Annotated in this window: 22 protein-coding genes and 1 tRNA gene; 10 read left to right on the plus strand and 13 right to left on the minus strand. The window is 54.9% G+C overall.

Annotation, left to right across the window (positions count from 1 at the left end):
• Positions 1-42: 42 nt before the first annotated feature.
• The 3 genes from PHI12_05265 to PHI12_05275 form a co-directional block, all read right to left on the minus strand.
• Positions 43-1,410 (minus strand): LytS/YhcK type 5TM receptor domain-containing protein, encoded by a 1,368-nt coding sequence (locus PHI12_05265; protein MDD5510198.1) that lies wholly within the window; start codon positions 1,408-1,410, stop codon positions 43-45.
• A gap of 213 nt (positions 1,411-1,623) precedes the next feature.
• The gene (locus PHI12_05270; protein ID MDD5510199.1) at positions 1,624-2,040 is read right to left on the minus strand and encodes a protease inhibitor I42 family protein; all 417 of its coding nucleotides are present in this window, start codon (positions 2,038-2,040) and stop codon (positions 1,624-1,626) included.
• A 55-nt stretch (positions 2,041-2,095) separates the two neighbouring features.
• A complete protein-coding gene (locus PHI12_05275) occupies positions 2,096-4,078 on the minus strand; it encodes a hypothetical protein (protein MDD5510200.1) in 1,983 nt (660 codons plus the stop codon).
• Positions 4,079-4,369: 291 nt separating this feature from the next.
• On the opposite strand from PHI12_05275, the gene PHI12_05280 reads away from it, so the two are divergent.
• Both PHI12_05280 and fusA read left to right on the plus strand, forming a co-directional pair.
• Positions 4,370-4,726, plus strand: coding sequence for a hypothetical protein (locus tag PHI12_05280; GenBank protein MDD5510201.1), 357 nt, complete (start codon positions 4,370-4,372; stop codon positions 4,724-4,726).
• Positions 4,727-4,788: 62 nt separating this feature from the next.
• A complete protein-coding gene (fusA, locus tag PHI12_05285; protein MDD5510202.1) occupies positions 4,789-6,852 on the plus strand; it encodes an elongation factor G in 2,064 nt (687 codons plus the stop codon).
• A gap of 94 nt (positions 6,853-6,946) precedes the next feature.
• Here fusA and PHI12_05290 read toward each other — a convergent pair whose 3' ends face one another.
• The 4 genes from PHI12_05290 to prfA all read right to left on the minus strand — a co-directional run bounded on the left by PHI12_05290 (position 6,947) and on the right by prfA (position 10,425).
• Positions 6,947-7,756, minus strand: coding sequence for a dihydropteroate synthase (locus PHI12_05290; GenBank protein ID MDD5510203.1), 810 nt, complete (start codon positions 7,754-7,756; stop codon positions 6,947-6,949).
• Between the two features lie 62 nt (positions 7,757-7,818).
• Positions 7,819-8,466: a corrinoid protein gene (locus PHI12_05295; protein ID MDD5510204.1), complete on the minus strand. Its 648-nt coding sequence runs from the start codon at positions 8,464-8,466 to the stop codon at positions 7,819-7,821.
• A gap of 13 nt (positions 8,467-8,479) precedes the next feature.
• Complete coding sequence (gene prmC, locus PHI12_05300) at positions 8,480-9,358, minus strand: peptide chain release factor N(5)-glutamine methyltransferase (GenBank protein ID MDD5510205.1); 879 nt, start codon at positions 9,356-9,358, stop codon at positions 8,480-8,482.
• A gap of 5 nt (positions 9,359-9,363) precedes the next feature.
• A complete protein-coding gene (gene prfA, locus PHI12_05305; protein MDD5510206.1) occupies positions 9,364-10,425 on the minus strand; it encodes a peptide chain release factor 1 in 1,062 nt (353 codons plus the stop codon).
• A gap of 164 nt (positions 10,426-10,589) precedes the next feature.
• Here prfA and pabB point away from each other — a divergent pair, with 164 nt between their 5' ends.
• From pabB to PHI12_05325, 4 genes are all read left to right on the plus strand, one after another.
• Positions 10,590-12,062, plus strand: coding sequence for an aminodeoxychorismate synthase component I (pabB, locus tag PHI12_05310; protein MDD5510207.1), 1,473 nt, complete (start codon positions 10,590-10,592; stop codon positions 12,060-12,062).
• Positions 12,063-12,105: 43 nt separating this feature from the next.
• Complete coding sequence (locus PHI12_05315; protein MDD5510208.1) at positions 12,106-12,642, plus strand: aminodeoxychorismate/anthranilate synthase component II; 537 nt, start codon at positions 12,106-12,108, stop codon at positions 12,640-12,642.
• On the plus strand, positions 12,635-13,486 hold the full coding sequence (locus PHI12_05320; protein MDD5510209.1) for an aminotransferase class IV: 852 nt from the start codon (positions 12,635-12,637) through the stop codon (positions 13,484-13,486). Before PHI12_05315 ends, PHI12_05320 begins: the two co-directional genes overlap by 8 nt.
• 71 nt (positions 13,487-13,557) lie before the next feature.
• A complete protein-coding gene (locus tag PHI12_05325; GenBank protein ID MDD5510210.1) occupies positions 13,558-14,838 on the plus strand; it encodes an MFS transporter in 1,281 nt (426 codons plus the stop codon).
• Here PHI12_05325 and PHI12_05330 read toward each other — a convergent pair.
• Entirely contained in the window at positions 14,815-15,423 is a 609-nt protein-coding gene (locus tag PHI12_05330; GenBank protein MDD5510211.1) for a VTT domain-containing protein, read from the minus strand. The two genes, PHI12_05325 and PHI12_05330, sit on opposite strands and share 24 nt — an antisense overlap.
• A 306-nt stretch (positions 15,424-15,729) precedes the next feature.
• On the opposite strand from PHI12_05330, the gene PHI12_05335 reads away from it, so the two are divergent.
• The 3 genes from PHI12_05335 to PHI12_05345 all read left to right on the plus strand — a co-directional run bounded on the left by PHI12_05335 (position 15,730) and on the right by PHI12_05345 (position 19,258).
• Entirely contained in the window at positions 15,730-16,062 is a 333-nt protein-coding gene (locus PHI12_05335) for a hypothetical protein (GenBank protein ID MDD5510212.1), read from the plus strand.
• 209 nt (positions 16,063-16,271) lie between these two features.
• Positions 16,272-19,103, plus strand: coding sequence for a PAS domain S-box protein (locus PHI12_05340; protein ID MDD5510213.1), 2,832 nt, complete (start codon positions 16,272-16,274; stop codon positions 19,101-19,103).
• Between the two features lie 79 nt (positions 19,104-19,182).
• Positions 19,183-19,258 (plus strand) — tRNA-Glu (locus PHI12_05345).
• 35 nt (positions 19,259-19,293) lie between these two features.
• On the opposite strand, the gene PHI12_05350 is transcribed toward PHI12_05345, so the two are convergent.
• The gene (locus PHI12_05350; protein MDD5510214.1) at positions 19,294-20,094 is read right to left on the minus strand and encodes a hypothetical protein; all 801 of its coding nucleotides are present in this window, start codon (positions 20,092-20,094) and stop codon (positions 19,294-19,296) included.
• 172 nt (positions 20,095-20,266) lie between these two features.
• Here PHI12_05350 and PHI12_05355 point away from each other — a divergent pair, with 172 nt between their 5' ends.
• On the plus strand, positions 20,267-20,473 hold the full coding sequence (locus PHI12_05355; GenBank protein MDD5510215.1) for a hypothetical protein: 207 nt from the start codon (positions 20,267-20,269) through the stop codon (positions 20,471-20,473).
• A 75-nt stretch (positions 20,474-20,548) separates the two neighbouring features.
• Here the strand turns inward: PHI12_05355 and PHI12_05360 are convergent, their stop codons facing one another.
• From PHI12_05360 to PHI12_05375, 4 genes are read right to left on the minus strand one after another with little or no spacing between them, the layout of a single operon-like run.
• Positions 20,549-21,232, minus strand: a complete 684-nt coding sequence (locus PHI12_05360) for a diphthine--ammonia ligase (protein MDD5510216.1) — start codon at positions 21,230-21,232, stop codon at positions 20,549-20,551.
• A gap of 17 nt (positions 21,233-21,249) precedes the next feature.
• Positions 21,250-22,176, minus strand: coding sequence for a cobalamin biosynthesis protein (locus PHI12_05365; protein MDD5510217.1), 927 nt, complete (start codon positions 22,174-22,176; stop codon positions 21,250-21,252).
• A 31-nt stretch (positions 22,177-22,207) separates the two neighbouring features.
• Positions 22,208-23,011, minus strand: coding sequence for an ABC transporter ATP-binding protein (locus tag PHI12_05370; GenBank protein ID MDD5510218.1), 804 nt, complete (start codon positions 23,009-23,011; stop codon positions 22,208-22,210).
• 12 nt (positions 23,012-23,023) lie between these two features.
• On the minus strand, positions 23,024-24,112 hold the full coding sequence (locus PHI12_05375; protein MDD5510219.1) for an iron chelate uptake ABC transporter family permease subunit: 1,089 nt from the start codon (positions 24,110-24,112) through the stop codon (positions 23,024-23,026).
• Positions 24,113-24,115: the final 3 nt, after the last annotated feature.

Consider the following 24,115-nt stretch of genomic DNA (forward strand, 5'->3'; position numbering starts at 1 on the left):
TCCAATCAATACTCCGGCCGTCTTTCCGTCGGCTCAGCCGATTTACAGCGCCTTTAATACCACTAAAGTTAAGTCGTCAAACTGGGGCTGACCAATCGAAAAGTCGACAACCTCACTCTTTACCTTATCGACCAGACTGCTGGCAGATAAATTGCTGTTCTCTACAACCAAATTGATTAACCTTTCCTGTCCGAACTGTTCCTCTTTTGCGTCGATGGCCTCCGTTACGCCATCGGTATAGAAGACCACGGTATCGTTACTGCCCAAGTCCAGCTGTATTTCTTCCAAATTGATATCATCAAGAACGCCTAAAGCTATTCCTTTGGCTCCGAGGAGGATAACGCCACCGGTATTACCCCTGAACAACAAAGGGGGATTATGGCCGGCATTGACATAGGTGATTCGCCTCTGTTTCAAGTCCAGTAAAGCGTAGAAGAGGGTAACAAACATTCCGGATTTAGCGTCATGGTAAATCAACTTATTAGCTATCCGTATAGCTTCGGAGGCTGTGGACACACCCATTGCATTAGCACGGACGCACATGCGGGATAGGGCCATAAACAAAGCCGCCGGAAACCCTTTCCCGGAGACATCAGCAATTACCAACCCCCACTTATCCCGGTCGATGGGTATAAAATCATAGAAATCGCCCCCTACCTCCAGTGCAGGCAGGCTGAATGCTCCCAGTTCAAATCCGTCTAAGCGGGGCGTAGATTCCGGCAAAAAACCCTGCTGTATCCGGCGGGCTGTCTCTATTTCAAACTCTTTACGCTCTAAATCACGGCGGTATTTTTCTTTTTCCGCCGCAGTACGCCTCTCTATGACCAGATTGTGTATAATAAGGGCGAAGATAGCTACTCCCGCCGCATTAGCCCCGGTCATCGGCACAATCACTTCCTGGACTACTGCCAGAGCCTGATCATACGGCCTGGCCAGCAACAGGGTTAGACCCATATGAAACAACTCCATCCCGGCAGCAAATATTATCGCCTGCCAAACCCTGGGAAACTCCTTTTTACGCAGCAGGTAAATCACGCCACCCAGCAAGCCGGCAATAATGGTGGCCAGGGAACAGGGAAGCGCGACAAACCCACCCAGGAAGTAACGGTGTAATCCTCCGATCAGACCTGCCCCCAGCCCGACCAGCGGTCCACAGAACAACCCCGCAACTATCGGCCCCAGGTCTCTAATGTTGGCAATAGCGCCCGAGGGAAGGGTTATGCCGCCATAGGTACCGAATATGGACAGGCCGCCGAATAGTAGAATAGCGATTACCTGGCTTCTAATGTTGAATTGCTTATTCAGTATGTCGCTAAAGAACCTGGTGCGGGTTACGATATAGGCAAAAACAACTACTACACTCGCAGTCTTAACCAGGTCTATTAATATATCGGAAACCGAAATGCTCATGTCTGACCCTGTTAATACGGAAGTTATTGATAATGAAAAGCCAGCCAATTTTGTTAGTAAGAACTTAATATCTTAGCCTTACACGCTTGGCCAACGCTGGATTCAGCAGAGGCAAAAAACCGGCTCAGTGCAAAGGCCCCCAAAACAAAAGACAGGGCAGAGAGGGCGGAAAGACCCCCCTGCCCCGTTATCACAAAGCACGTTTGCCGCTCCCTACTTCACCACTACGGTCAGGCTGAAGGTCTGGGCTGCCTTGGTGCCACCCTCCCAGGGCTGGCTGTACTCCATGGACAGGCTGCTGGTACCCGCCTTGAGCGCCTTGAAGGTCCATACCTCCTCACCGCCGGCGCCGACCATCCCGGTGTCTTCGGGAGCATTATAGGTGCCACCCTGCGACTGCAATACGGACGGGTCACCAACGGACTTAAGCTCCCACTGGAAACCGGTGGTGGCATTGGACTCCAGGGTTACCGTCAGCGTACCTCCGGCAGCGATTTCAACCTGTTTCCCCGAAGACGACTCGTCGACAGATACCGCACCGGGAGCGGATGAACCGGCCGGGGAACATCCGGACAGGACCAGCGACGCCATCGCCGCCACAGCAATGAGCACCATAAACCTTTTTCCCATTGTTAGCTATTCTCCTTTACAACGCTTTTATCGAAAATACTGCATCTTTCTTAATCTACTGCAACAGTCCGGTGAAGTTCAGGGTAAAGACTATCGTACCGCCGGCATACAACTGCTGATTCGGCGAGGGTGTGATATCTTCCAGTATCCCGGGACCACCGGACCTGTAGTTCAGGGTATAGCTGCCCGCCGGACAGTTGTCGAAGGTATAGGGCACCGAGCCGTGGGAATCGACGTAAGGCCCGTTCAGAGTGTAGCTGACACTGCCTGCCCAGTCTTCACCGTTAACAGTGGCATTGACTATCACGGTACCCCTGGCCTCGGAGTGGAAGTTCAGGGTGTAGGTTATCGTCTCCCCGGCAGCAAGGTTCTGAGTGGGCTGCGGTGAGATGCTGACCAGGGTCGCCCCGATGGGACCGCCGTCATGGTAGGTGAGAGTGTAGCTACCCGCAGGTAAGCCATCAAAGCTATCCGGCATTGAGGTACTGGAGTCCGTAACCGGTCCGCCGATGCCGTATCTTATTGTCCCTGAACCCACTGCGGTCTGCCAGGTCTTGCCATCAAGGAGAGCATTGACCTCGATGGTACCGCTGGCCTCGGAATGGAAGTTCAGGGTGAAGGTTATGGTATGACCGGACGATACCGTCTGGGTAGGTGAGGGAGAGATATCGGACAGGGTCGCTCCGGAAGGACCGCCCGAACGATAGGAAATGGTATAGGTACCATCGGGCAGGTTGGTCAGCGTCTGCGGCACCGAAGTATCGGCATCCGAGTACGGCCCGCTGATGTTATAGCGGACAGCCCCGCTCCACGACTCACCGTCAAGGGTCGCCTTGATCTTTATTGTGCTAGCTGCCTGCGAGACGAAGTTCATAGTGAAGGTGGTCGTACTATCAGCCGAGGTAGTCTGGGTCGGCTGCGGGGTGATACTGATCAGGGTTGCCTCGGAAGGACCGCCGTGGTTGTAGACCAGGGTATAGGTCCCCGCCGGCAGGTTGTTAAAGGTCTCGGATACCGAGTTATTCGAGTCGGAAACCGGTCCGTTCAGGGTGTAGTCTACATTCCCCGTCCAGCTCGAGCCGTCAAGGGTCGCCTTGACCTTGATGGTACTGGTGCTTTCGGAGTGGAAGTTGAGGGTGAAGGTGGTGGTATGTCCCGCAACCACGGACTGGGTCGGCTGCGGGGTGATGCTGGACAGGGTCGCTCCGGAAGGACCGCCTGCATTGTAGCCTACCGTATAGCTGCCGGCAGCGATATTGCTGAAAGTCTGGGCCACCGAGGACCCGGAATATCCCTGGGGCCCGGTGATGGTATAGTTGACCTTTCCCGCCCAGGAGGCACCGTCAAGAGTAGCATTTACCACCAGCGTCGTGACGGCCTCGGTCTCAAAATTGAGGGTGAAGGTTACCGTACCGCCATCGGACAGCGTCTGCACCGAGACCGGCGTAACATCGGAGAAGGTCGCCCCGGACGGACCACCCGAGCTGTAGCCCAGAGTATAGCTCCCAACAGGTGCGTTGCTGAACGTCTGGGTCGCCGAGGACCCGGAATAGGTCTGCGGGCCGCTTAAGGTATAGTTGACTCCCCCCGTCCAGGTGGCACCGTCAAGAGTAGCATTGACCACTATCGTGCCAACACCGGGCTCCGGCGGCGTCGGCGAAGCCCCCGGCGTCTGGAAGGCCCAGGCCTCCGTCCATGCCGAGGTCCGGCCGCCCTTGCTGGCATTTACCTTCCAGTAGTAGGTCTGGCCTTCGGCCAGCTTTCCGCTGGCTACGGTGTAGCTGGGACCGGCCAGATTCGATTCATCGATAATCAAGTCCTGGAAGTTGCCGTGCTGCGATACCTGGAGTCGATAGGTAGCATCGGAATAATTACAGTTCCAGGCCAGTATCGGCGTCAGTGATGAGACCGTACTACCGTTAGTCGGCGTCTCCAGGGTAACCGTTAACGCAACCCCCTCGCTGCAGCCGGAAAGGCCGAGCAGCCCCACCAGCAACACCAGCAAAAAGGCGGCGTACTTCCTGTACTTTTTAAACATTCTCACTTCTCCCTCCCGCAGCCATTTTCTCTCTCCTACGCTTATCCGCAACCAACTCAAAAGAAAATGGACCAGTTTATTTTGACATTTATTATATCACGGACTGTCAATGCTATTTCCGGAGAAAGCCTCCGGGAGCTCCCTGATATTTTACAACAGGGAGGCTAAACATTTTCTAAACATCTTCGCTGGCAGCACCCGAAACGAGGGACTGTTGATACGGTAAGGTCGATGCAGTATAATGGTGAATTGACAGTCAGACAGTAAAACCCCGGTTCATAAGGAGACGAGATGGAAATCAGGAAGACCTACCAGAGCGTAAACCCCGAGTTGCTCTATGATGAGATAAGGGACTTCGCCCTTAAGCAGGGGGTAGTATTATCGGAGACCAAACTGGAAACATACCCTATCGCCGGTGACTCATCGTCATTCATCTCCCGGGGTAACCTGGCCTTCAAGACGTCGAACAAAGCCGATGAGAAAGGAAGGGAGTGTCTCAGGGTCCATATCGTGGGCTCAGCCAAGGGCGAGACCAGAGTAATAATAAATGTCGACGAGGAGCTTTTCCCGCTGGAAAAACTCTCCACTCTACAGAAAGACCTTGATTTTGTTTTCACTTCATATGAAGTGACCCACCCTGATTCCTGAGTAGTGCGGAATAAACGGGGCTGCGGCAGGATAGAGCAAACTGAAGGAGAACCGTGAACCAGATGAAGCAGTATACGCCAGGAAATATTCGTAACCTTTCCCTGCTGTCCCATTGCGGCGCCGGCAAGACGTCGCTGTCAGAGGCAATTTTGTTCACGATCGGCATCACTAACCGACTGGGTAAGGTTGATGATGGGACGACTACGTCAGACTATGACCCGGATGAGGTGAAACGTAAGATAAGCCTTAACCTGACCCTGCTCCCCTGCGAGTGGCAGGCTGCCAAGATCAACCTCATCGATACCCCCGGTTACACCGATTTTGTCGGCGAGGTCAAAGCAGCCGTCCGGGTCAGCGAGGGAGCGGTAATCGTGGTCTGTGCCGCCTCCGGCGTCGAGGTCGGTACAGAACAGGTCTGGGGCTATAGCGAGGAAGCCGGCTTAACCCGGCTGATCTTCGTTAATAAGATGGACCGGGAGAACGCTGACTTCTACCAGACTGTGGAACAGATTCAGGCAAAGTTCGGCGCCAGGTGTGTCCCGATACGCTTGCCGATAGGCGCCCAGAGTGATTTTCAGGGAACGGTCGATCTGCTGACAATGAAAGCCTACCTCGGTTCTAAAGGGGAGGAGGGAGAGATACCCTCCTCGGTAAAGGCGCAAGCGGCCTCCTTCCGTGAGAAACTAATCGAGGCCGTAGCCGAAGTCGACGACCGTCTTATTGAGAAGTACCTCGGCGGTGAAGAGCTCAGCCTGGAAGAGCTAACCGATAGCCTGTGCAAGGCGACCAGGACCGGGCAGGTTGTACCCATTCTGGTCGGCTCCGCTCTACAAAACATTGGTACTGCCCCCCTGCTCGACGCCATATATCACTATCTGCCCTCACCCGAAGAGCGGGAAGTAGCTATCGTCGATGAATCCGGTGCCGAGGTGGAGAAGATTAAGCCCGGTCAGGATGCCCCGCTGGCTGCCCTGGTGTTTAAGACCAGCGCCGACCCCTACGTGGGTAAGCTTACCTACTTCCGGGTCTATCACGGCGCCATCGACAGCAACTCCCAGGTATGGAACGTAAAACGTGGCGAGATAGAGCGCATCGGCCAGTTGTTTATCCTAAGAGGCAAGAGCCAGGAGGCGGTACCTCGGATCGGTGCCGGAGACATCGGCGGGGTAGCCAAATTGAGTATCACCGGTACCGGTGATACCCTGGGCAGCCGGGACAAGCCACTAAGAATCGCTCATGTGCCCTTCCCGAAACCTATCTTCAGCGAGGCGGTACACCCCAAAACCAAGGCCGATGTCGATAAGCTGGGGACAGCCCTCGCCAGGCTTACCGAAGAAGACCCCACTCTACGCGTAAGCAGGGATAACGACACCAACGAGACTATCCTCTCCGGCCTCGGGGAGACGCAGCTGGCCGTAGCTGCTGATAGGATGCTGCGTAAATTCGGGGTCGGCGTGGAGATGGCGACACCAAAGGTTCCTTATAAGGAGACCATTACGGTAACGGCTAAAGCCGAGTACAAACACAAAAAACAGACCGGTGGACACGGACAGTACGGACATGTTCTGCTCGAGCTGGAGCCCCTGCCCCGCGGCAGCGGTTGTGAGTTTGTCGACAGAGTAGTCGGCGGTACTATCCCCAAAAACTACATCCCCTCGGTAGAGAAAGGGGTCCACGAAGCGATAATGGAAGGCGGGCTAGCCCGTTATCCGGTGGTGGACGTAAGAACGATACTATATGACGGCAGCTTTCACCCGGTTGACTCCTCAGACATATGCTTCAAAATTGCCGGAGCGCAAGCACTGAAGAAGGGCCTGACCCAGGGACAACCCATTCTCCTCGAACCGATAGTAAACGTCAAGGTGAGGGTACCTGAGGAATTCACCGGCGACATTATCAGCGACCTTAACGGCAAACGGGCACGGGTGCTGGGTATGAACCCGGAGGCAGGAACGAATACTATTGAGGCTCAGGCACCACTGGCCGAGATTCTGCGCTATGCCATAGACCTGAAGTCGATAACTCAGGGCCGGGGCAGCTACACTGTGGAGTTCAGCCACTACGAAGAGGCACCGGCTCAGATTACCCAGAGGATAGTTGCTGCGAGGCAAGCAGAGAAGAGCTAGGAATACCTCCCGCCTGTTGCCCGCTTAAGAGGGTGCCTTAATCCCCGGCGGGACACCATCAAAACACCATCAAATTTACAGGAGGCCACCACCTCTATCTGGCAAGCTTCCTCACGTGCTTGATGTACCTGAGACAACCGGCATCAGTACCCACTATCGCCTCCGCAGCACGCATAGTATTAATCATCGCGACATCCCTGGGGTCAATCAGGGCCATATCCAGTCCCGCCTCAAGAAGCATCGCTAGGAAAGCCTGGTTAATCAAGCTGCGATGAGGTAAGCCGAAGGAGATATTGGACAGCCCTACCGAGGTCTTTACCCCCCGGCTTCCGTAGCGCTTCTTGATTTCCCGGACACTCTCAATCACAATACGCCCCTGCTCCTGATTGCTGCCGATAGTCATCACTATCGAGTCAATATACAAACGGGAGGGATCCACACCGGCATCATCCAGAGTGGAGAGCATTATGTCTACTTCATCGAGACGCTCCTCAACCGTCCTGGGCATGCCAACCTTTCCTCCCATAGGCAGTCCGATAATGTCACCGTCAAAACGCTTAACGATATCAATGAAGGCCCGCCCTCTGGGATCATTATTAATGGAGTTGATCAGAGGGCGTTCCTGGCAAAGCGCTAACCCGGATGCCATTGCCTCGGCACTGGGGCTGTCAATAGATAGGCGTACTTTACCCACCTCATCATGGATCAGCCCGATGACCCATTTCATATCATCAATCTCATGCTCCATACTGGTAGCAGTATTAACATCAAGAATATCCGCGCCTGCCTCTACCTGCTCCCGGGCAAGACGCCTGATGACAGCTCCGTCCTTAGATTCAAGCGCTGCCTTAACCGCCTTCCGTGTCGAGTTAATCAATTCTCCGACGACTAGTATTTCAGTCACCCCCTTTCCATACCCTCAAAGCCAGCCTGCCATACTGCCGGCACAATCTGTCTGCCCGCTTATTAAGCCAAACCGGTTAGTGCCTTTATCTTATTCAGCCCGTCGACAGCGCTTTCCGCATAAGCATCGGCCCCTATCCGCCTCGCCCATTGCTCGCTACAGGGTGCCCCGCCGACAATAGTCTTGACCTTATCCCGAATACCGGCCTTTTTCAGCTCTTCCTCAAGCACCATCTGTTTTTGCATGGTAGTGGTCAGCAGCGCGCTGCTACCAACTACATCGGCCCCCACCTCCCGGGCTTTCTGAACAAAGTCGGCGATGGGCACATCCCTACCCATATCATATACCTCAAAGCCATTGGCCAATAAGAAGGAAACCACTATCGATTTCCCGATGTCATGGATATCCCCTTCTACCGTTCCGATGACTACCTTCTTGGCTACCTTAACCTCCGTCGCCGGTAGCGCCTCAACGCATATTGCCGAAGCCGCCTTCATCGCCTCAGCCGCCAGCATCAACTCAGGCAGGAACAACTGCCCCCGGTCAAAGAGATCACCGACCTCAGTTATCCCGGGGACAAATCCCTCCGTTAGCACATCGTTGGGATTCATCCCGGCCGCCAGTGCCTTACGGGCAATTTCCTCAGCCCTGTCCTTATCGTAGTCAATAATTGACTGCTTTGCCTCCGCCAACAATGCCTCGTTCACCATGGTTTCACACTCCTCAGGCTGCTCTCTGCATCTCCCTGCTAATACTCTCCACCGGGGCAAGAGACAATACCACCATCCGGTCGATACCAGCCAGGTCCGGGAATACCTCTATCCTGGCGGAGGGGAAAAGGCGGCGTAGCAGAGCGGTCACTGCCCCGCCCTGTTCCTGTCCTATCTCCAGAAGCAGGAAGCCCCCGGGACGGAGCCTATCACCTATCTTACTACACAACCGGCCTATCTTTTCCAACCCATCCCGGCCTCCGTCGAGCGCCAGCAACGGCTCGAAATCCGCCAACCCCAGCCGGTAGGCCTCCCGTTGCGGAACATAGGGAAGATTAGCCACGACAAGGTCGACGGGCCCGGGTAAAGGATCAAGCATATCACCGGCCAGAAGACGTATTCTATCCGCTACCCCATGGCTCTGGCAATTAAGCCGGGCCACCCTGAGAGCAGGAGCCGATATATCAGTAGCATATATTCTGACTTCGGGCAGGCTCAGCGCAAGCACGACGGCGATAGCGCCACAACCGGTGCCGATTTCAGCCACGCTCATAACCGGACATCGGCGCGCAATCTCGAGAGCCGTATCTACCAGCAACTCGGTTTCCGGGCGGGGAATCAAGACACTGCTATCAACAGAGAAGCTCAACCCGTAAAACTCGCGGCGCCCCGTAATATAGGCGGTAGGCTCACCGCCAAGACGGCGCTCAACCAGTCGCCAGAAACCGGCTGCCTCACGGGGAGCCAATCTACGCTCCGGCTCCTGATATAACTGAACCCGGTCTATTCTTAAAGCATGCCTCAACAGCAACTCGGATTCTAAGCGGGCATCCTCGACGTTGCCAATGGCAAAGGCTTTTCGGGCACGAGTGAGAGCCTCTTTTACCGTCATATCACCTACTCTTCCAACAGCTTCGCCTGATCATCGGCAGCCAAGGTATCGACAAGTTTGTCCAGATCTCCTTCCATAATCCGGGGTAGATTACGGAGGGTTAAACCGATACGATGGTCGGAAACACGATCTTGAGGGAAGTTATAGGTCCTTATCTTTTCTGCCCGGCCGCCGGTGCCTACCTGGGAGCGGCGCTGCTCGGTTATCTCATCTTCCTGCTTCTGCTGCTCGATATCCAGCAGGCGGGCACGAAGTACCGCCATTGCCCTATTTCTGTTCTGCAGCTGCGAACGCTCGTCCTGACAGATGATCACCATACCGGACTGCAGGTGGGTAAGGCGTACGGCAGTAGACACCTTATTCACATTCTGACCACCGGCTCCCCCGCTGCGGTAGAAGTCAACCTTCAGATCATTGGGATTGATTGATACCTCTACCTCGCTCGCCTCGGGCAGTACCGCCACGGTAACTGTCGAGGTATGAATTCGCCCTGACGATTCGGTGACAGGCACCCGCTGCACCCGATGCACCCCCCGCTCGAATTTAAGCCGGCTGAAAGCACCGACGCCCTTTACCTCGAATATGATTTCCTTGAAGCCACCCCGTCCACTCTCACTACTATTAATAATGTCTATCGTCCATCCCTTAGATTGAGCATACCGGCTGTACATACGGAAAAGATCAGCAACAAACAGGGCGGCTTCATCACCACCAGCCCCCGCCCGAATTTCCATAATAACATTCTTTTCACCACTGACATCCCGGGGGACAAGGGCCGTCTTCAGCCCGGCCAGGATACGCTCCAGGTTCGCTTCAAGGCTCCCTATCTCCTGCTTGACCAGAGCCTTCATCTCCTCATCAAGTTCGCCATTCAGCATTGCCCTGGTCTCCGCCAGGGAACCGGCAGTTGCCTTATAATCCCGATACTTAGCCACCAGTTCCTCAAAACCAGCCCTCTCCTGGGCCAGCGTCTGCAACCGCTTTACATTAGAGGCTATTTGCGGCTCAGCCATCTGCTCGGTCAACTCCTGGTAACGATGCTCTATCTGCTCCAAACGCTCCAGCATAATTCGAATTACCTCGTCCAATATTATAGCACAGCCCCGGTTAGCGCTTTAAACAGGTAAGAAAGCCAGCCCGGTCTCGATTGACGGGTGCCGGCCGCTGTTGTATGATGCAGAAAATTAGAGACAGGGCGAAACCATCGGCACAAATCTGATGTCTTATGTTCATGAGTAAAGCGTCTCGCTACCCACTGATAGAAGAAGTAGACCTGAAATCATCAATGCCTGATACCTTCGATCTCTTCAGGAATGAGCAGTTCAGCTTCTTTCTGGACAGCGGGATGGATCCGCATAAGCTGGGGCGCTATTCCTTTATCGGCTCAAACCCTTTTCTAGTAATCAGAAGCCGTGGTACTGAGACTACGCTCCGCCGGGGAACCGAAAAGAGCAGACTGGGCGGCAGTCCCTTAGACACACTGAGTAATCTACTGGAAGTCTATCGGCTGGACTCCGGCCCCTCGCCGGTACCATTCATCGGCGGCGCCGTCGGCTACTTAAGCTATGACCTCTGTCACTTTATTGAGCGGCTACCCGAGACCGCCGTCGATGACCTCAAGCTACCCGAGTGTTACTTCGGCTTCTACGACCTGATCCTGTCATTTGATAACCTGCGGAGTAAGGCTTATATCATCTCAACCGGCTTTCCTGAACTAATAGAGGAAAAAAGAAGAAAAAGAGCCGTCGAACGCCTCAGTGAAGTAAAGGCCAAGCTGGCTAAGGCACCGGGCCCCGGACAAGAGCCGCCTCCGATAACTACACCCCCATCTACCGAGACGGTGAAACTCAAGGGCGGATTCACTCATTCTGAATACATCAAGGCGGTTGAGAAAGCCCGGCAGTATATCATCGCCGGTGATATCTTCGAGGTAAACCTCTCCCAGCGCTTCGAGGCCGAACTCCGCGTTGCCCCGTATGAGTTATACAAACGGCTACGGCGGATAAACCCGGCACCCTTTGCCTGTTATCTCGGCTTCAATGAGATCACCGTGGTAAGCGCCTCTCCGGAGAGGTTTCTTCGCCTGAGAGGAGACCGGGCAGAGACACGTCCCATCAAAGGCACCCGCCCGAGAGGAAAGACCCCCGAGGAAGACAAGGCGTTAGCCATAGAGCTTCTCAACAGCACAAAAGAGCGAGCCGAGAACATTATGATTGTCGACTTAGAGAGAAACGACCTGGGCCGCGTATGCCGTTTCGGCACCGTCAAGGTGACCGAACTGGTGATACTGGAGATGTTCCCTACCGTATTTCACCTTACTTCCACCGTGGAAGGCAGGCTCAGGGAGGGCAAGAACGGCATCGACCTGATTAAAGCTACCTTCCCCGGCGGTTCCATAACAGGAGCCCCCAAGATACGCTCAATGGAGATTATCGACGAACTGGAACCGACCAGAAGAGGCCCCTATACCGGTAATATCGGCTATCTAAGCTTTAACGGCGACCTTGACCTCAATATAGTTATTCGCACCTTTCTGGTCAAAGGCAGTAAATCCTACTTCCAGGTGGGCGGCGCCATTGTCTATGACTCGGACCCCGAGGCCGAGTACCAGGAAACGCTGGATAAGGCAAGCGCACTGATTGACGCCTTAAACAAGACCACAACTGAGGGAACTGAAGACGGATACGGTTATAGTAATCGATAACTACGATTCATTTGTTTATAATCTCGCCCAGTACCTGGGGGAACTGGGATGGGAACCGCTGGTCTACCGGAATGACCGGGTAACCCTGGAACAAATCGAGAGCCTTGGCCCCTCCCACATTATCATCTCCCCAGGACCCGGTACCCCGCTCGATGCGGGAGTCTCCAACGATGTTATACGCCGCTTCGCCGGCGCCATTCCCATCCTCGGTGTCTGCCTGGGCCACCAGTGTATCGGGTATGCCTATGGTGCCCGGGTCGTCCGTGCCCCTATTCCCACACACGGGAAGCGTTCCCTGATCTACCACGACGGCAGGACGATATACCGGGGCCTGCCCAGGCCATTCGAGGCAGGCCGTTACCACTCCCTGGTAATAAAGGAGTCTACACTCCCTGCGGCGCTGGAACTGACCGCAATGACCGGCGACGGAGTAGTAATGGGAATCCGCCATAAAGAATACGTCGTTGAAGGAGTACAGTTTCACCCGGAGTCAATAATGACCGATGTCGGCCACGATATACTAAAGAACTTTCTCAGCTTTTCACAGCCGAGTTGGACCAGGGAGCAGACCGGTGAGTAATGTCGTCTACCTGAATGGTGCTCTGATACCCCGCAGCCGGGCTAAGGTATCCGCTCTGGACTACGGTTTTCTCTACGGACTCGGCCTCTTCGAGACCATGCGCGCCTACGAAGGACAGGTGTTTCGTCTGGAAAGCCACTTAAGCCGTCTGAGCCGTTCCGCCGAATTACTGGGGATACCGGTCATAATATCAGAGTTGAGAGATGCGATAAGAGAAACTCTCGAGGCTAACCGTCTCCGCAATGCCCGCATCCGCGTCACTATCTCCGCCGGCGAGGGGAAAATGCCCCCCAATCCCAAGACATGCCGGAAGCCCACGGTGCTGGTGCTGGCGGAACGCTATCAGCCCTACCCCCAGGAGGTCTACCGGAGAGGCTTCCGGGCAGTTATCTCATCTATCCGCCGCAACAGCCAGTCCCCTCTGTCCGGACTGAAATCATCCAGTTACATGGAGAGCCTCCTCGCCAGACAGCAAGCCGGAGAAAGGGGGGGTGACGAAGCCATCTGTCTCAATGAAAAGGGATTTCTTGCCGAGGCCAGCATGAGCAACATCTTTCTGGTAAGCGAGGGTATACTGAGAACGCCGGGGGAAGAAAGTGGCATTCTGCCCGGAATTACCCGGAGCGTGATCATAGAGCTGGCCCTTAAGCTGGGTATCAATGTGCTTGAAGAGGACATCAGACCGATTGAGCTTTTCCAGGCCCAGGAAGCCTTCCTGACCAACTCACTGATCGAGGTAATGCCCCTTACCGAGATAGAAGGTAAGCCCGTTGCCTCGGGGAGACCGGGGGCTCTCAGCGAGAGGCTGCTTACGGAATACCGGGAGCAGGTTCTCAACGGTTGAATTTGATCTAGCTATAAAAATGGTGCACCCGGTGCTTTTATCTCTACCGTTACTGTGCTTTAATCTATGGTGTGGAAAGGCAAGGGGGCAATATCGACTCCGCTGCTAACAGCAGAGACTTTCGTCCGCCTGACTGTGTCAGGATCACCATCTTCGGCTTTGCCACGACGGCCCTCTGGAGCAGCCTGCACATTATCATCCTGCCACTCAGGATAATGGAATTCGTCCCCGAATCACAAAAGGCGACCTGGCTCGGGCTGCTTACTTTTACCGGCCTGCTCCTGGCAATAGCCGTCCAACCGATAGCCGGAATGGCCAGTGACCACTCCGGGTCCGGGTGGGGACGGAGGCGGCCTTTCATCCTTGCCGGCGGTATACTGACGCTGTCGTTCCTGCCCGGAATAGGCCTCGCCGGCAGCTTAGCCGCCCTCTTTGCCATCTATTACCTGATGCAGGTTAGTGCCAATACCGCACTGGGCCCGTATCAAGCCTTTATTCCCGACCTGGTGCCGGCAGATAGAAGAGGGCTTGCTTCAGGAGTAAAAAACCTGATCGATGTAGTGGGTGGGTTCACCTTCGTCTGGTTGGTAGGCCAGCTAATGGACCGCTACTCTCCCGGACCGGGCAGCCAGTGGCTATGGTTTAGCCTGGGCGCACTGGCCGCCGTCTTCCTGGGTACCATGGTCTTTACCATCATGAAGGTCAAGGAGCCGCCCGGAGCCGGCGGCCCCAGGTTACCTTTCCTGACCACACTGACGAGAAGTTTCCGGATCGATACCAGAGCAAACCCCGACTATATCCGTTTCCTGCTGGCCCGCCTCTTGTTTGTTATCCCCCTGACCACCTTCCAGGTGTTCGGTTTATATTTTTTCCGTGATGTCGCCGGTGTTCCTAATCCTGCTGCGGTAATGGGTAACTTTATCCTGGTCTCCGGTGGTTGTATGCTGGCAACAACCTACCTCGCCGGCCGTCTCTCGGACAGGTTGGGAAGGAGGCCGGTCGCCCTTATATCGGGAATCATCGGTACGGTAGGGATCGGGCTCCTGTTCTTCTTTCACAGCTACCACCTGATGCTGCTTGCCTCCGTCCTGATGGGGATTGGCTTCGGCGGCCTGATGAGCAGCAACTGGGCTCTGGCAGTAGACCTGGTACCCAAGGAGAAAGCCGGGCAATACATCGGCCTGACTAACCTGGCTACTGCCGGCGGCTCGGCACTGGCCCGCCTCAACGGACCGATGATCGACTTCTTTAACATCCGCAGCCCCGGCTCGGGCTACTCGGCCATGCTGCTAGCCGCAGTCCTATCTCTTATTGCCAGCTCAACCCTGTTATGGGGGATTAAGAAAAGATAGGGGTGGTATCCATCCCTGAGCACCGGCAAAGGCTATCGCTCCGTAGGCCAGTGTCCTCCCCGCCAAGCAGGCCAGGTAGAATTTCCACAGGGGAAAGCGCAGGGCACCAGCCGCTATCCCAAAGAGATCAAAGGGAAAGACGGGCACCAGGTTAAAGCCGAAGATAACCCAAAAGCCCCACTTCTTTATCCACCTCTGTACCCGTTCGTAGGCCTTTCTCTTGTCCAGCTTCAGAATTGCCCGACCGCTATACCCTGCCATGTAGCTGGTCAGCTCACCAACGGCAGCACCGCTACCACCGGCCAGTCCGATAAGGGCCGGATGAAGACAAGGAATGGTACCGAGACCGAAATAGATCCAGAAGCTGGGGATAGGGACCAGAACAGTGGCGTTCCAGAGCATACTGCCCAAGAAAATACCGGGGTAGCTTAAAGCACCGAGTTCGGTAATGCTGTCTCGATACCGGATGATGACAACCGTAATGAAAACCACCGTGGCGATACCCAGAATGGGAAGGACTTTCCCTCTCATCAATGCTCCCAGCCAGTCCCTCTTCTCACCGGGCTGCCTATCACGGCTAAACATACTGCGCATTTGGTCTCTATATTAGCATATTCGAGAGGGTAGAACGTAAAAATGGAATAGTCGCATCAAAGAAAATAACATGAACTTCATGCGCCATACCGAATCAGGCCACTAAATAGTTTGCAGCGACGTGTAGCCAGGGTATTCTCACGGAATATGGCCCCTTCACTCCCGTTTTCCAAATCTAAACATTTCCTAAATACCGGTAAAACGGCTTGTAATACGTCCGGGATGTATTATAATAGTGACTGAAGGCCGGTGTGCTTGTCCCATCGATAATGACAGATATAAGGAGGGCTACATATTATGAATAGGACATGGAAGTCAAAGACGGCGAGCATCTTGATGATAATAGGAGGTTTCCTGGGCGTTATCTTCGGCATCATAGTGGCGGCTATCAGTATCCCCGTCGGGGCAGTGACCGCCGAGATGCTCCCTGTATTCGGGATATTCCTGGAAGGTATCGGCCCGGGGTTAATCGCTCTAGGTATAGTAGCCATAGTAGCCGGTATAGTCACGCGGAGAAGAAGCAATTGGGGGCTTGCGCTAGCAGGGGCAATCTGTGCCATGTTTCCCATTCTACCCCTGGGAATAGTCGCTATTATATTTGTCGCTATGGGCAAGAAGGAGTACGCCTAGATTCAAATCACGAACTGTGCTCCTAAGGATATCACCCCGGCAATCTGTTTTTCCCAGCATATAATAGAGGTATCCACTACAAACACCGCTCAAAGGTATTTAGGGAATACCTGAGTGATATCTATTGGCGGTTATAGCAAGGTATTCAGAACATTAGGACAATACCATTATGCATCGTTGCTCTAGTTGTGGCTTGCGCTCAGGTTGAAATGAAAGACAAAGACAGCGACAAAACTAAAAGACAGTTGATACAGGAACTTGAGGCTATGCGCCGGCGCATAGCCGGATTAGAGGCATCAGCGGCTGAGAGCCAGTTCATGGAAAGAGACCGGGCTGGGGAGGTAAAGAAGCTGTTCGTGCAAGGGCCGGTAGTTGTCTTCCGGTGGCGGGCCGAAGAAGGCTGGCCGGTCGAGTATGTTTCTTCGAACCTCGAGAGTCAATTCGGCTACAGGCCGGCTGATTTTACCGACGGCGGGATATCATACCGCGACATAATCCATCCGGAGGACATACCGCATATATTAGAGGAATTGGAGCGATGCGATGAAAATAGCAAAGAATATCTCAGGCAGGAATACCGCATCAGAAGCAAGGACGGCGGTTACAGATGGGTCTATGATTATACTCTGTTAATAAGGGGCAGTACCGGAACAGCGACACACTATCTCGGCTATATTACAGACATCACCGAGAGCAAGCAGGCGGGAGAGGCAGTTCGGGAATCCGAAGCCAAATACCGGTTCCTCACCGAGAACATGACCGACATAGTCTTTACTATCGACCTGAATATGAAGACCACATATGTGAGCCCATCCGTGGAAAGAATCCTGGGCTTTACTCCCGAAGAGAGGATGAGACAGCAACCGCAAGACCAACTCACCCCGACATCGTATAAATTAGTCGCGGAGACACTGCAACGAGAATTGGAAAGAGAAAGGGCTACCGGGATAGTTGCCGATAAACTATTTACTCTTGAGCTGGAATACTATCACAAAAACGGCTCGGTAATAATCACGGAGGTAACCGCCCATGCCATTCGAGATGAGCAGGGTAAGCCGATCGGCGTCTACGGGCTGTGCCGCGATATCACCGAGCGGAAGAAGGCAGGGGAACAACTACGGGAGAGTGAGGGAAAATACCGTCTACTCGCTAACAATGCGGCGGATGTTATTTGGACCATGGATATCGATAACCCCACCCAGCTGATCTATATCAGCCCTTCCGTAAAGCAACTGCTAGGTTACAGTATTGAAGAAGCTAAGAGCAAGAAGATGGAGGAGATTTTTACCGATACCTCGTTTAAGCGTGCCATGCTGGTTTATGCGGAAGAAATGGCCAAAAAAGACGATTTTACAACAGGAGGAGCAGTAGGATCGAAAACGATCGAGTTTGAGTTGAAGCGTGCTGACGGATCTACAGTCCCTGTGGATATTAATTACAGCCTAATACGAGGCCCCGACGATCAACCCGTTCAGATGTTGGCGGTAGCCCGTGATATTACCGAGCGTAAGAGGATGGAGGAGGAGTTGGAGCAGGAGCGTGCGCTGTTTGTCAGCGGCCCCACCATCGTCTTCCGATGGCTTGCCGCCGATGGCTGGCCTATCGATTACGTCTCTCCCAACGTATACGATCTGCTGGGCTATACCGCCAAAGAGCTGATGGATGGTAAGCACCTATTCGGGGATATGTTACATCTCGATGACGTTCGTCGAATAGCCGAAGCAAACGAAAAGGCCGAACAGCGGAAGGGGCAGAGGATATTGATGGGTGAGTACCGCATCCTGACCAAGAATGGTGAAATCAAGTGGGTGCATGAGCACACGATGCTGGTCAAGGATGACCAAGGAGCGGTCAAGTACCATCACGGCTACGTTACCGACATCACCGAACAGAAAAAGACAGAGGCAGAGAAGCGGGAGATGGAGAGGAAGGCACAGGTGACCAGCCGTCTAGCATCGGTGGGCGAGATGGTCTCCGGCATCGCCCACGAGATAAACAACCCACTAACCAGCGTGGTCGGCTTCTCCGAGCTGCTGATGGAAAAAGACCTGCCCGAAGACTTGAGGAAGGACGTGGAGATTATCCACGGTGGTTCACAGCGGGCCGCCGACATCGTGAAGAGGCTGCTTACCTTCGCCCGCCAGCACAAGCCGGAGCGGACCTGTACCGGAATCAACGAGATCCTCGAAAGCACCCTGGCCCTGCGTAAGTACGCCCTGGAGACCTCCAACATCGAGGTGATTACTCTGCTCGATACCGAACTACCCTGGACAGTGGCCGATGCCGGACAGCTCCAGCAGGTGTTCCTCAACATCATCGTCAACGCCGAGACGGCGATGAAGAAGGCCCACGGCAGGGGCAGGCTTACCATCAGGACGGAGCAGGCCGGCGATAGGATACGGATATCGTTTGCCGATGACGGGCCCGGCATAGCCGGGGAGAACCTGGAGAGGATATTCGACCCCTTCTTCACCACCAGGGAGGTGGGTGAAGGAACCGGCCTGGGCTTGAGCCTGGCCCACGGCATCGTCGTCGAGCATAATGGCGCGCTGTATGCCGAGAGCGAGGAGGGCAAGGGGGCCACCTTCTTCGTCGAGCTGCCCGTAGTGATGGAGGAGGAGAAGAAGATAGAGCGGGTCGAGGAGGTCGAGACAGCCGGGAAGACCGTCGGGGGCCGGATACTGGTGGTGGATGATGAGCCGGCCATAATGGCGTTCCTGAAGAAATTACTCGGCGGCGAGGGTTATGATGTGGCGACGGCAGGCAGCGGCAGAGAAGCCCTTGAGATGACTAAGGAGCAGAGGTACAACCTTATCATCTGTGATATTAAGATGCCCGGCTTAAGCGGCGCCGAGCTGTACGACGAGCTGGGGGGAATAGCCCCTTCCCTGCAGAAGAGGGTCATCTTTATCACCGGAGACGTGATTGGCCCTGCCACCAATAAGTTCCTCAAAGCGACCGGAGTCCCTCACATAAACAAGCCCTTTGATATCGCCGAGCTGAAGAAAGAGATAAACCGGGTGATTGTTAGTGCCGGGTGAAACGGGGGCGTTCCGGCGATAACAAAGACCAACCGACATTGCCCCCCGGCCACAACCTCTGCTATACTTTGAACAGCATGCCCCCATCGTCTAGAGGCCTAGGACATCGGCCTTTCAAGCCGGTAACAGGGATTCGAATTCCCTTGGGGGCACCAGCGAATCACCTCAATCGGACGGAATACTCCCTCAACTATCCCATCGGAGATTGTAGCGCGATTTCCACTACCTCACCATCACCAAGGTAATAAATGCGGTTAATTTCAGAGCGGCTGTCCGGGCTAATCCGGGTCAGCTCTTCCGTTACCGCCACAGAGTCTATCGACCGGTTACCTTCTTCGATAAGCACCAGCCACTTGTGCCTTGCCCCAACCGTCCTGAGCTGCTCATTAGCCTGTGAAACCAAGTGCTTGAACTTCTCTATTCCAGCGGTACCATGCTCCGGAGCCGGGTAGCCGATCTGACCGAGACTAATAGTAAGAATGCTACCATCATAGCCAGTCTTCTTCAGCCGGCAGCGGAAGCTCTCCGGTAAGGAGAAGGATAATTTATTGGTTATCTGAGTGGTCAGGTCTCGCTGCTCTTCAAGTCGTAAAGTCGGGGCTTTATCATAGATAACGGAAGCCAGCCGCCTGCGAAATTCGTGTGCCTTATTCCACTGTATTTTGTCATTCTTCCCGGGAAAGCAGTAGTCATCCGGAATCTCTACCTCAAGGTTAAAGGTACCCGTCAGCTTACCGGCCAGGCTGTCCTCCAGTTCCCCCCAGACTACCCTGATGATATCTCCCGTCTCCTCCGAATTTTCTCCGCTAAGCCTTTTTACCACCAGGGCAATTTCATCACCTGTCCTGGCATCACAGCAGACCCAGTCCCAGCCGGGCTGTTCTCCCGGTTGCGGGTAGATAACAGCGGCTCTGTCCTTAATATGGACTCCGTACTTCGAGTTGTGATGGTCAAGAATATCCTGCACCTGATTTCTTTCCCGGTCATCCATTTTTGCCCTCCCCGATTTTAGCGGAACTCACCAATAACTATAACACAAACCGCCGGTATTCCAACCACCAAAATAAGACTGCTCAAAGCGGAAAAATGATTCTCAAGCTAACCTTTGGGGATACTTTGCGTTATAAATAATAACTTATAACTAACAGGGAGAAGAGGGGGTTATGATGGGGACAAGAGTAATAGATTACAGCGAAAAAATAGCGGATGGTATAGAACCCATGGTACAATCGCTAAGGTATGCCTTTGGTGTGGATAGGCGTGACAATACTCCCTTTAGTACCACTGCTCGTCCTGAGAAATCAACCGCTGCTCCGGCTAAGATTAAGCCGAGACCATCCGGTCTGTTTGGTTATGTCGACCTGGATTGAGAGTATGTAATAGCACCAGATCAGACCATCTGCCATGATCCGGGTCACAACAGCAACCCCGGAGCCAAACCGACATCAAACAGGCTTGTCCCCGAGCCCTACTTCCAGGATAGAGAGGAACCAGCGTCCTTCACGCAGCACTCTTCTTGAGCGGAGTATCTTGAGCCGCTTTCGAAACAGGGGGCCATCGATCACCAGGGTATGATACTCCCCGGCTTCACCGCAGGGGGTCACCTCTTTGGTATCATTAAGTACCTCCAGGTGGTCAAGGAAGTCCCGGTCTACTGTCTGCCCCAGCCACTCCCGGCCAAACAGCTCAGCCTTAGCGGCAACTACGACGGCGGTAAAGCCCAGGCCGATCAATTCCTCAAGCAGCTTGCCTTGCTCTTCCCCCCAGAGGGGGAGGTGAGGGGTAATCGCCACATCAGCGCAGACCCGCTCAATCCACCGGCGGTGCTCATCGAGGTCGATATCGCCGAAGACGCCGCCGCTAACCCCCTTATCCTTCAAGGATAGCAGCACCCTCTTAAACTCGGCCTCGTAGTTTTCCCGTTTCGCCTGCTGCTGGATGAGGGGAATGCCGATCGCCTGAGACTGCGCTTCGAGAACCCGTGGGGACAAGCCATGGCTGTAGGAACGCTTGCCACCTTCACTAACCATGTTAAGCAGACAGCGAACCTTATGTCCCCCTGCTATCGCCCGGTAGCAGGCCAGGCAGCAGTCCTTGCCACCGCTCCAGGAAGTAAAGACCGTCTCCATATCAACTCCGTCCGGGCCTAATAGACCAGTAAAATCACCTCAACAGCATAGCATACCAGCATCCAGAAAGCCGCCGCCACCCCCACCAGCTTTACCGCCCCACCGATGGTGCCGGGAACCAGCGGATTATCCATCCTGCCCAGCTGGTACTGACCTACCTTATCCAGTTGCACTCCGAGGGCACCGGCGGCAGCCGCCATCGGCCAGCCGGCATTAGGGCTTTCCGTCCGGCCATGGTCGGCAAGCGCCACCTGCCACACCCGACGGCCACCCCGTCCGGAGAAGAAGGCAGCCAGGACGATCAGCAGCGCCGTCAGCCGGGCCGGTATGTAGTTCAGTCCGTCGTCCAGCCGGCTGGGAAACTTACCCAGGTACTCGTACTCGCCGTGATATCCGATCATACTGTCCAGGGTATTCACGCAGCGGTAGGCAAGCGCCCCGGGGACACCGAAGAGGAGAAAGAAAAAGAGCGGCGCCACAAAGCTGTCACAGGCGCTCTCGGCGGTCGACTCCACCGCCGCCGAAACCAGAAGCGGCTTTGAGAGGGTGGTAGTATCACGACTGACCAGGGCCCGCAGCCCGGAGCGCGCCTCATCCAGTTTCCCATTCTCGAGGAGACCCTTGATGCCAAGTGTCACCCGGCACAGCTCCCTCAGGGAAAAGGTAGACTTAAGAAGCAGCGCTCCAACAATAACATAGGCGACCGGGCTGGTATTTCCCAGGAAGGAAAGCAGAAAATAGGCAGGTACGGCAAAGGCCGCTACCGTGAGCAGGGTTACGCCGCACCCACAGGCAAACCGGACCCGAGAGGAGCAAGCGGAGACCCGTCCGACCAGACAGGAAATAAGCCTGCCCATCCACACCACCGGGTGTATTAGGCGCGGCGGTTCCCCCACCGCAAAATCGATAACTAAAGAGATCGCCAGTACCAGCAGAGCCGCCATTACCGACTAATCCTTTCCCCTTTCTATTCTATTACGTAAGTCCGGCGCTCCGGCCGCCGCCCGCCCGGGGTAGAACCACCGGGGCACCACCGGCGGGGTGGGGATAGACACAGTCCTCAGCGCCGTAGACTTCCTTAATATTGCGGGGATTAATGACCTCATCCGGTGTCCCCTGGGCGTGGAGCCGGCCCTCCTTCATCAGGATGAGGCGATCACAATACTGCGCGGCAAGGTTCAGATCGTGAAGGACGATGACCACCGTCAGTCTGTACTCCCGGCAGAGGCCCTTAATCAAGTCCAGGATTGCAACCTGATGGCTGATATCCAGGCTCGCCGTCGGCTCATCGAGGAGGACCGACTTCGGCTCCTGGGCCAGGACACGGGCAATCACGACACGCTGGATCTCCCCGCCGGAGAGCTCGTTTATCCTGCGCTGGGCAAAGGCCTGTGTCCCGGTCATCTCCATCGCCCGCCAGGCAACCTCCATATCCCGGATGCCCTCATGCTGAAGAAAGCCGAGATGGGGATTCCTCCCCATCAGCACTATCTCAAAGGCGGTAAAGGTACCGGGCAGGATTGCTATCTGGGGCACCACGCCGAGCAGGCAGGCCAGCTCCCCGCGGGATATTTCCTGAACGTCTCTACCCCCCACCAGTACCCGCCCCGACACCGGCGAAATAACCCGGCTGAGCGCCCGGACAACAGTCGACTTTCCCGAGCCGTTCGGTCCGATAAGCCCAACCATCTCCCCGGGCACCACCCGAAAGGCCAGGTCTCTCACCACCACATTCCGGCCGTAGGCCAGGGTCAGATTATCCAATTCCAGTTCTATCATCCCAGATATCCTTTAGAAAAAGACCGCCTTCCTCTTGCGCCTCAGGATATAGAGGAAGAAGGGAGCTCCGCAGATGGCGGTGATGACCCCCACCGGTATCTCCATCGGCGCCAGAGCAGTACGCGCCACCAGATCAGCCAGGATTAAAAAGACGGCCCCGCTCAGGAGGGACAGGGGCAGGAGAAACCGGTAATCAGGGCCCCAGATGAGGCGCACGGTATGGGGAATGATAATACCGACAAAGCCGATGGTGCCGACGAAGGAAACAGCGGCGGCCGTAATCAGGGTGGCCGCGGCAAGCAGAATACGTTTTACCTTCTCCACATCAACCCCCAGTTGCTGCGCCTGCTCTTCATCAAGCTGCATCACGTTAAGGGAACGGGCATAGAGCAGAATAACAACTACCCCGGTTATGACATAGGGGAGAACAAACCTTACCTCCGACCAGTCACTCAGTGAGAAACTGCCCATCAGCCAGAACACAATACCGTGCATCTTGTCACCGCTGGTGATGATCAGGTAGGAGACAATCGAAGAGCAAAGGGCACCCAGGGCAACCCCGGCCAGGATAAGAGTGGTGGTGGGGATGGTCTTGCCAACCCGGGCCAGATTATAGACAACAAACACCGTAACCAGCGCCCCGGCAAAAGCGAGCATGGGAATAACCCCGAACCCCATTCCCTGCCACTGGAAGGGAAGTGAGAAGCCGATGACGGCACCCAGTGCCGCTCCCTGTGTCACACCGATAAGGTAAGGGTCGGCCAGCGGGTTACGGAACAGCCCCTGATAGGTCGCCCCGGCGATGGAGAGGGCAGCGCCGACGATACCGGCCAGGACTACCCGGGGCAGGCGCATCGAGAGGATTATCGTCTCGGTAGTGCTCTGCCAGGTGGAGGCGATATCTATCCCCGGCAGCTGGTCAAGGAGAATACGGAAGGTAGTGGTAAAGGGAATTCTAACGCTGCCCAGGAGAGTGGCAAACACTATCACCCCCCCCAGCGCTGCCAGAAGCCCGATTATGGCATATATCCGGCGGCGGCGCCGGGGAAGCCCGGGCACAGGCCGTCCGGTAAGAGACGATCCCGTCCGATACGGAGCCACTTA

Source organism: Dehalococcoidales bacterium (genome assembly GCA_028716225.1).
GTDB lineage: Bacteria > Chloroflexota > Dehalococcoidia > Dehalococcoidales > UBA5760 > UBA5760.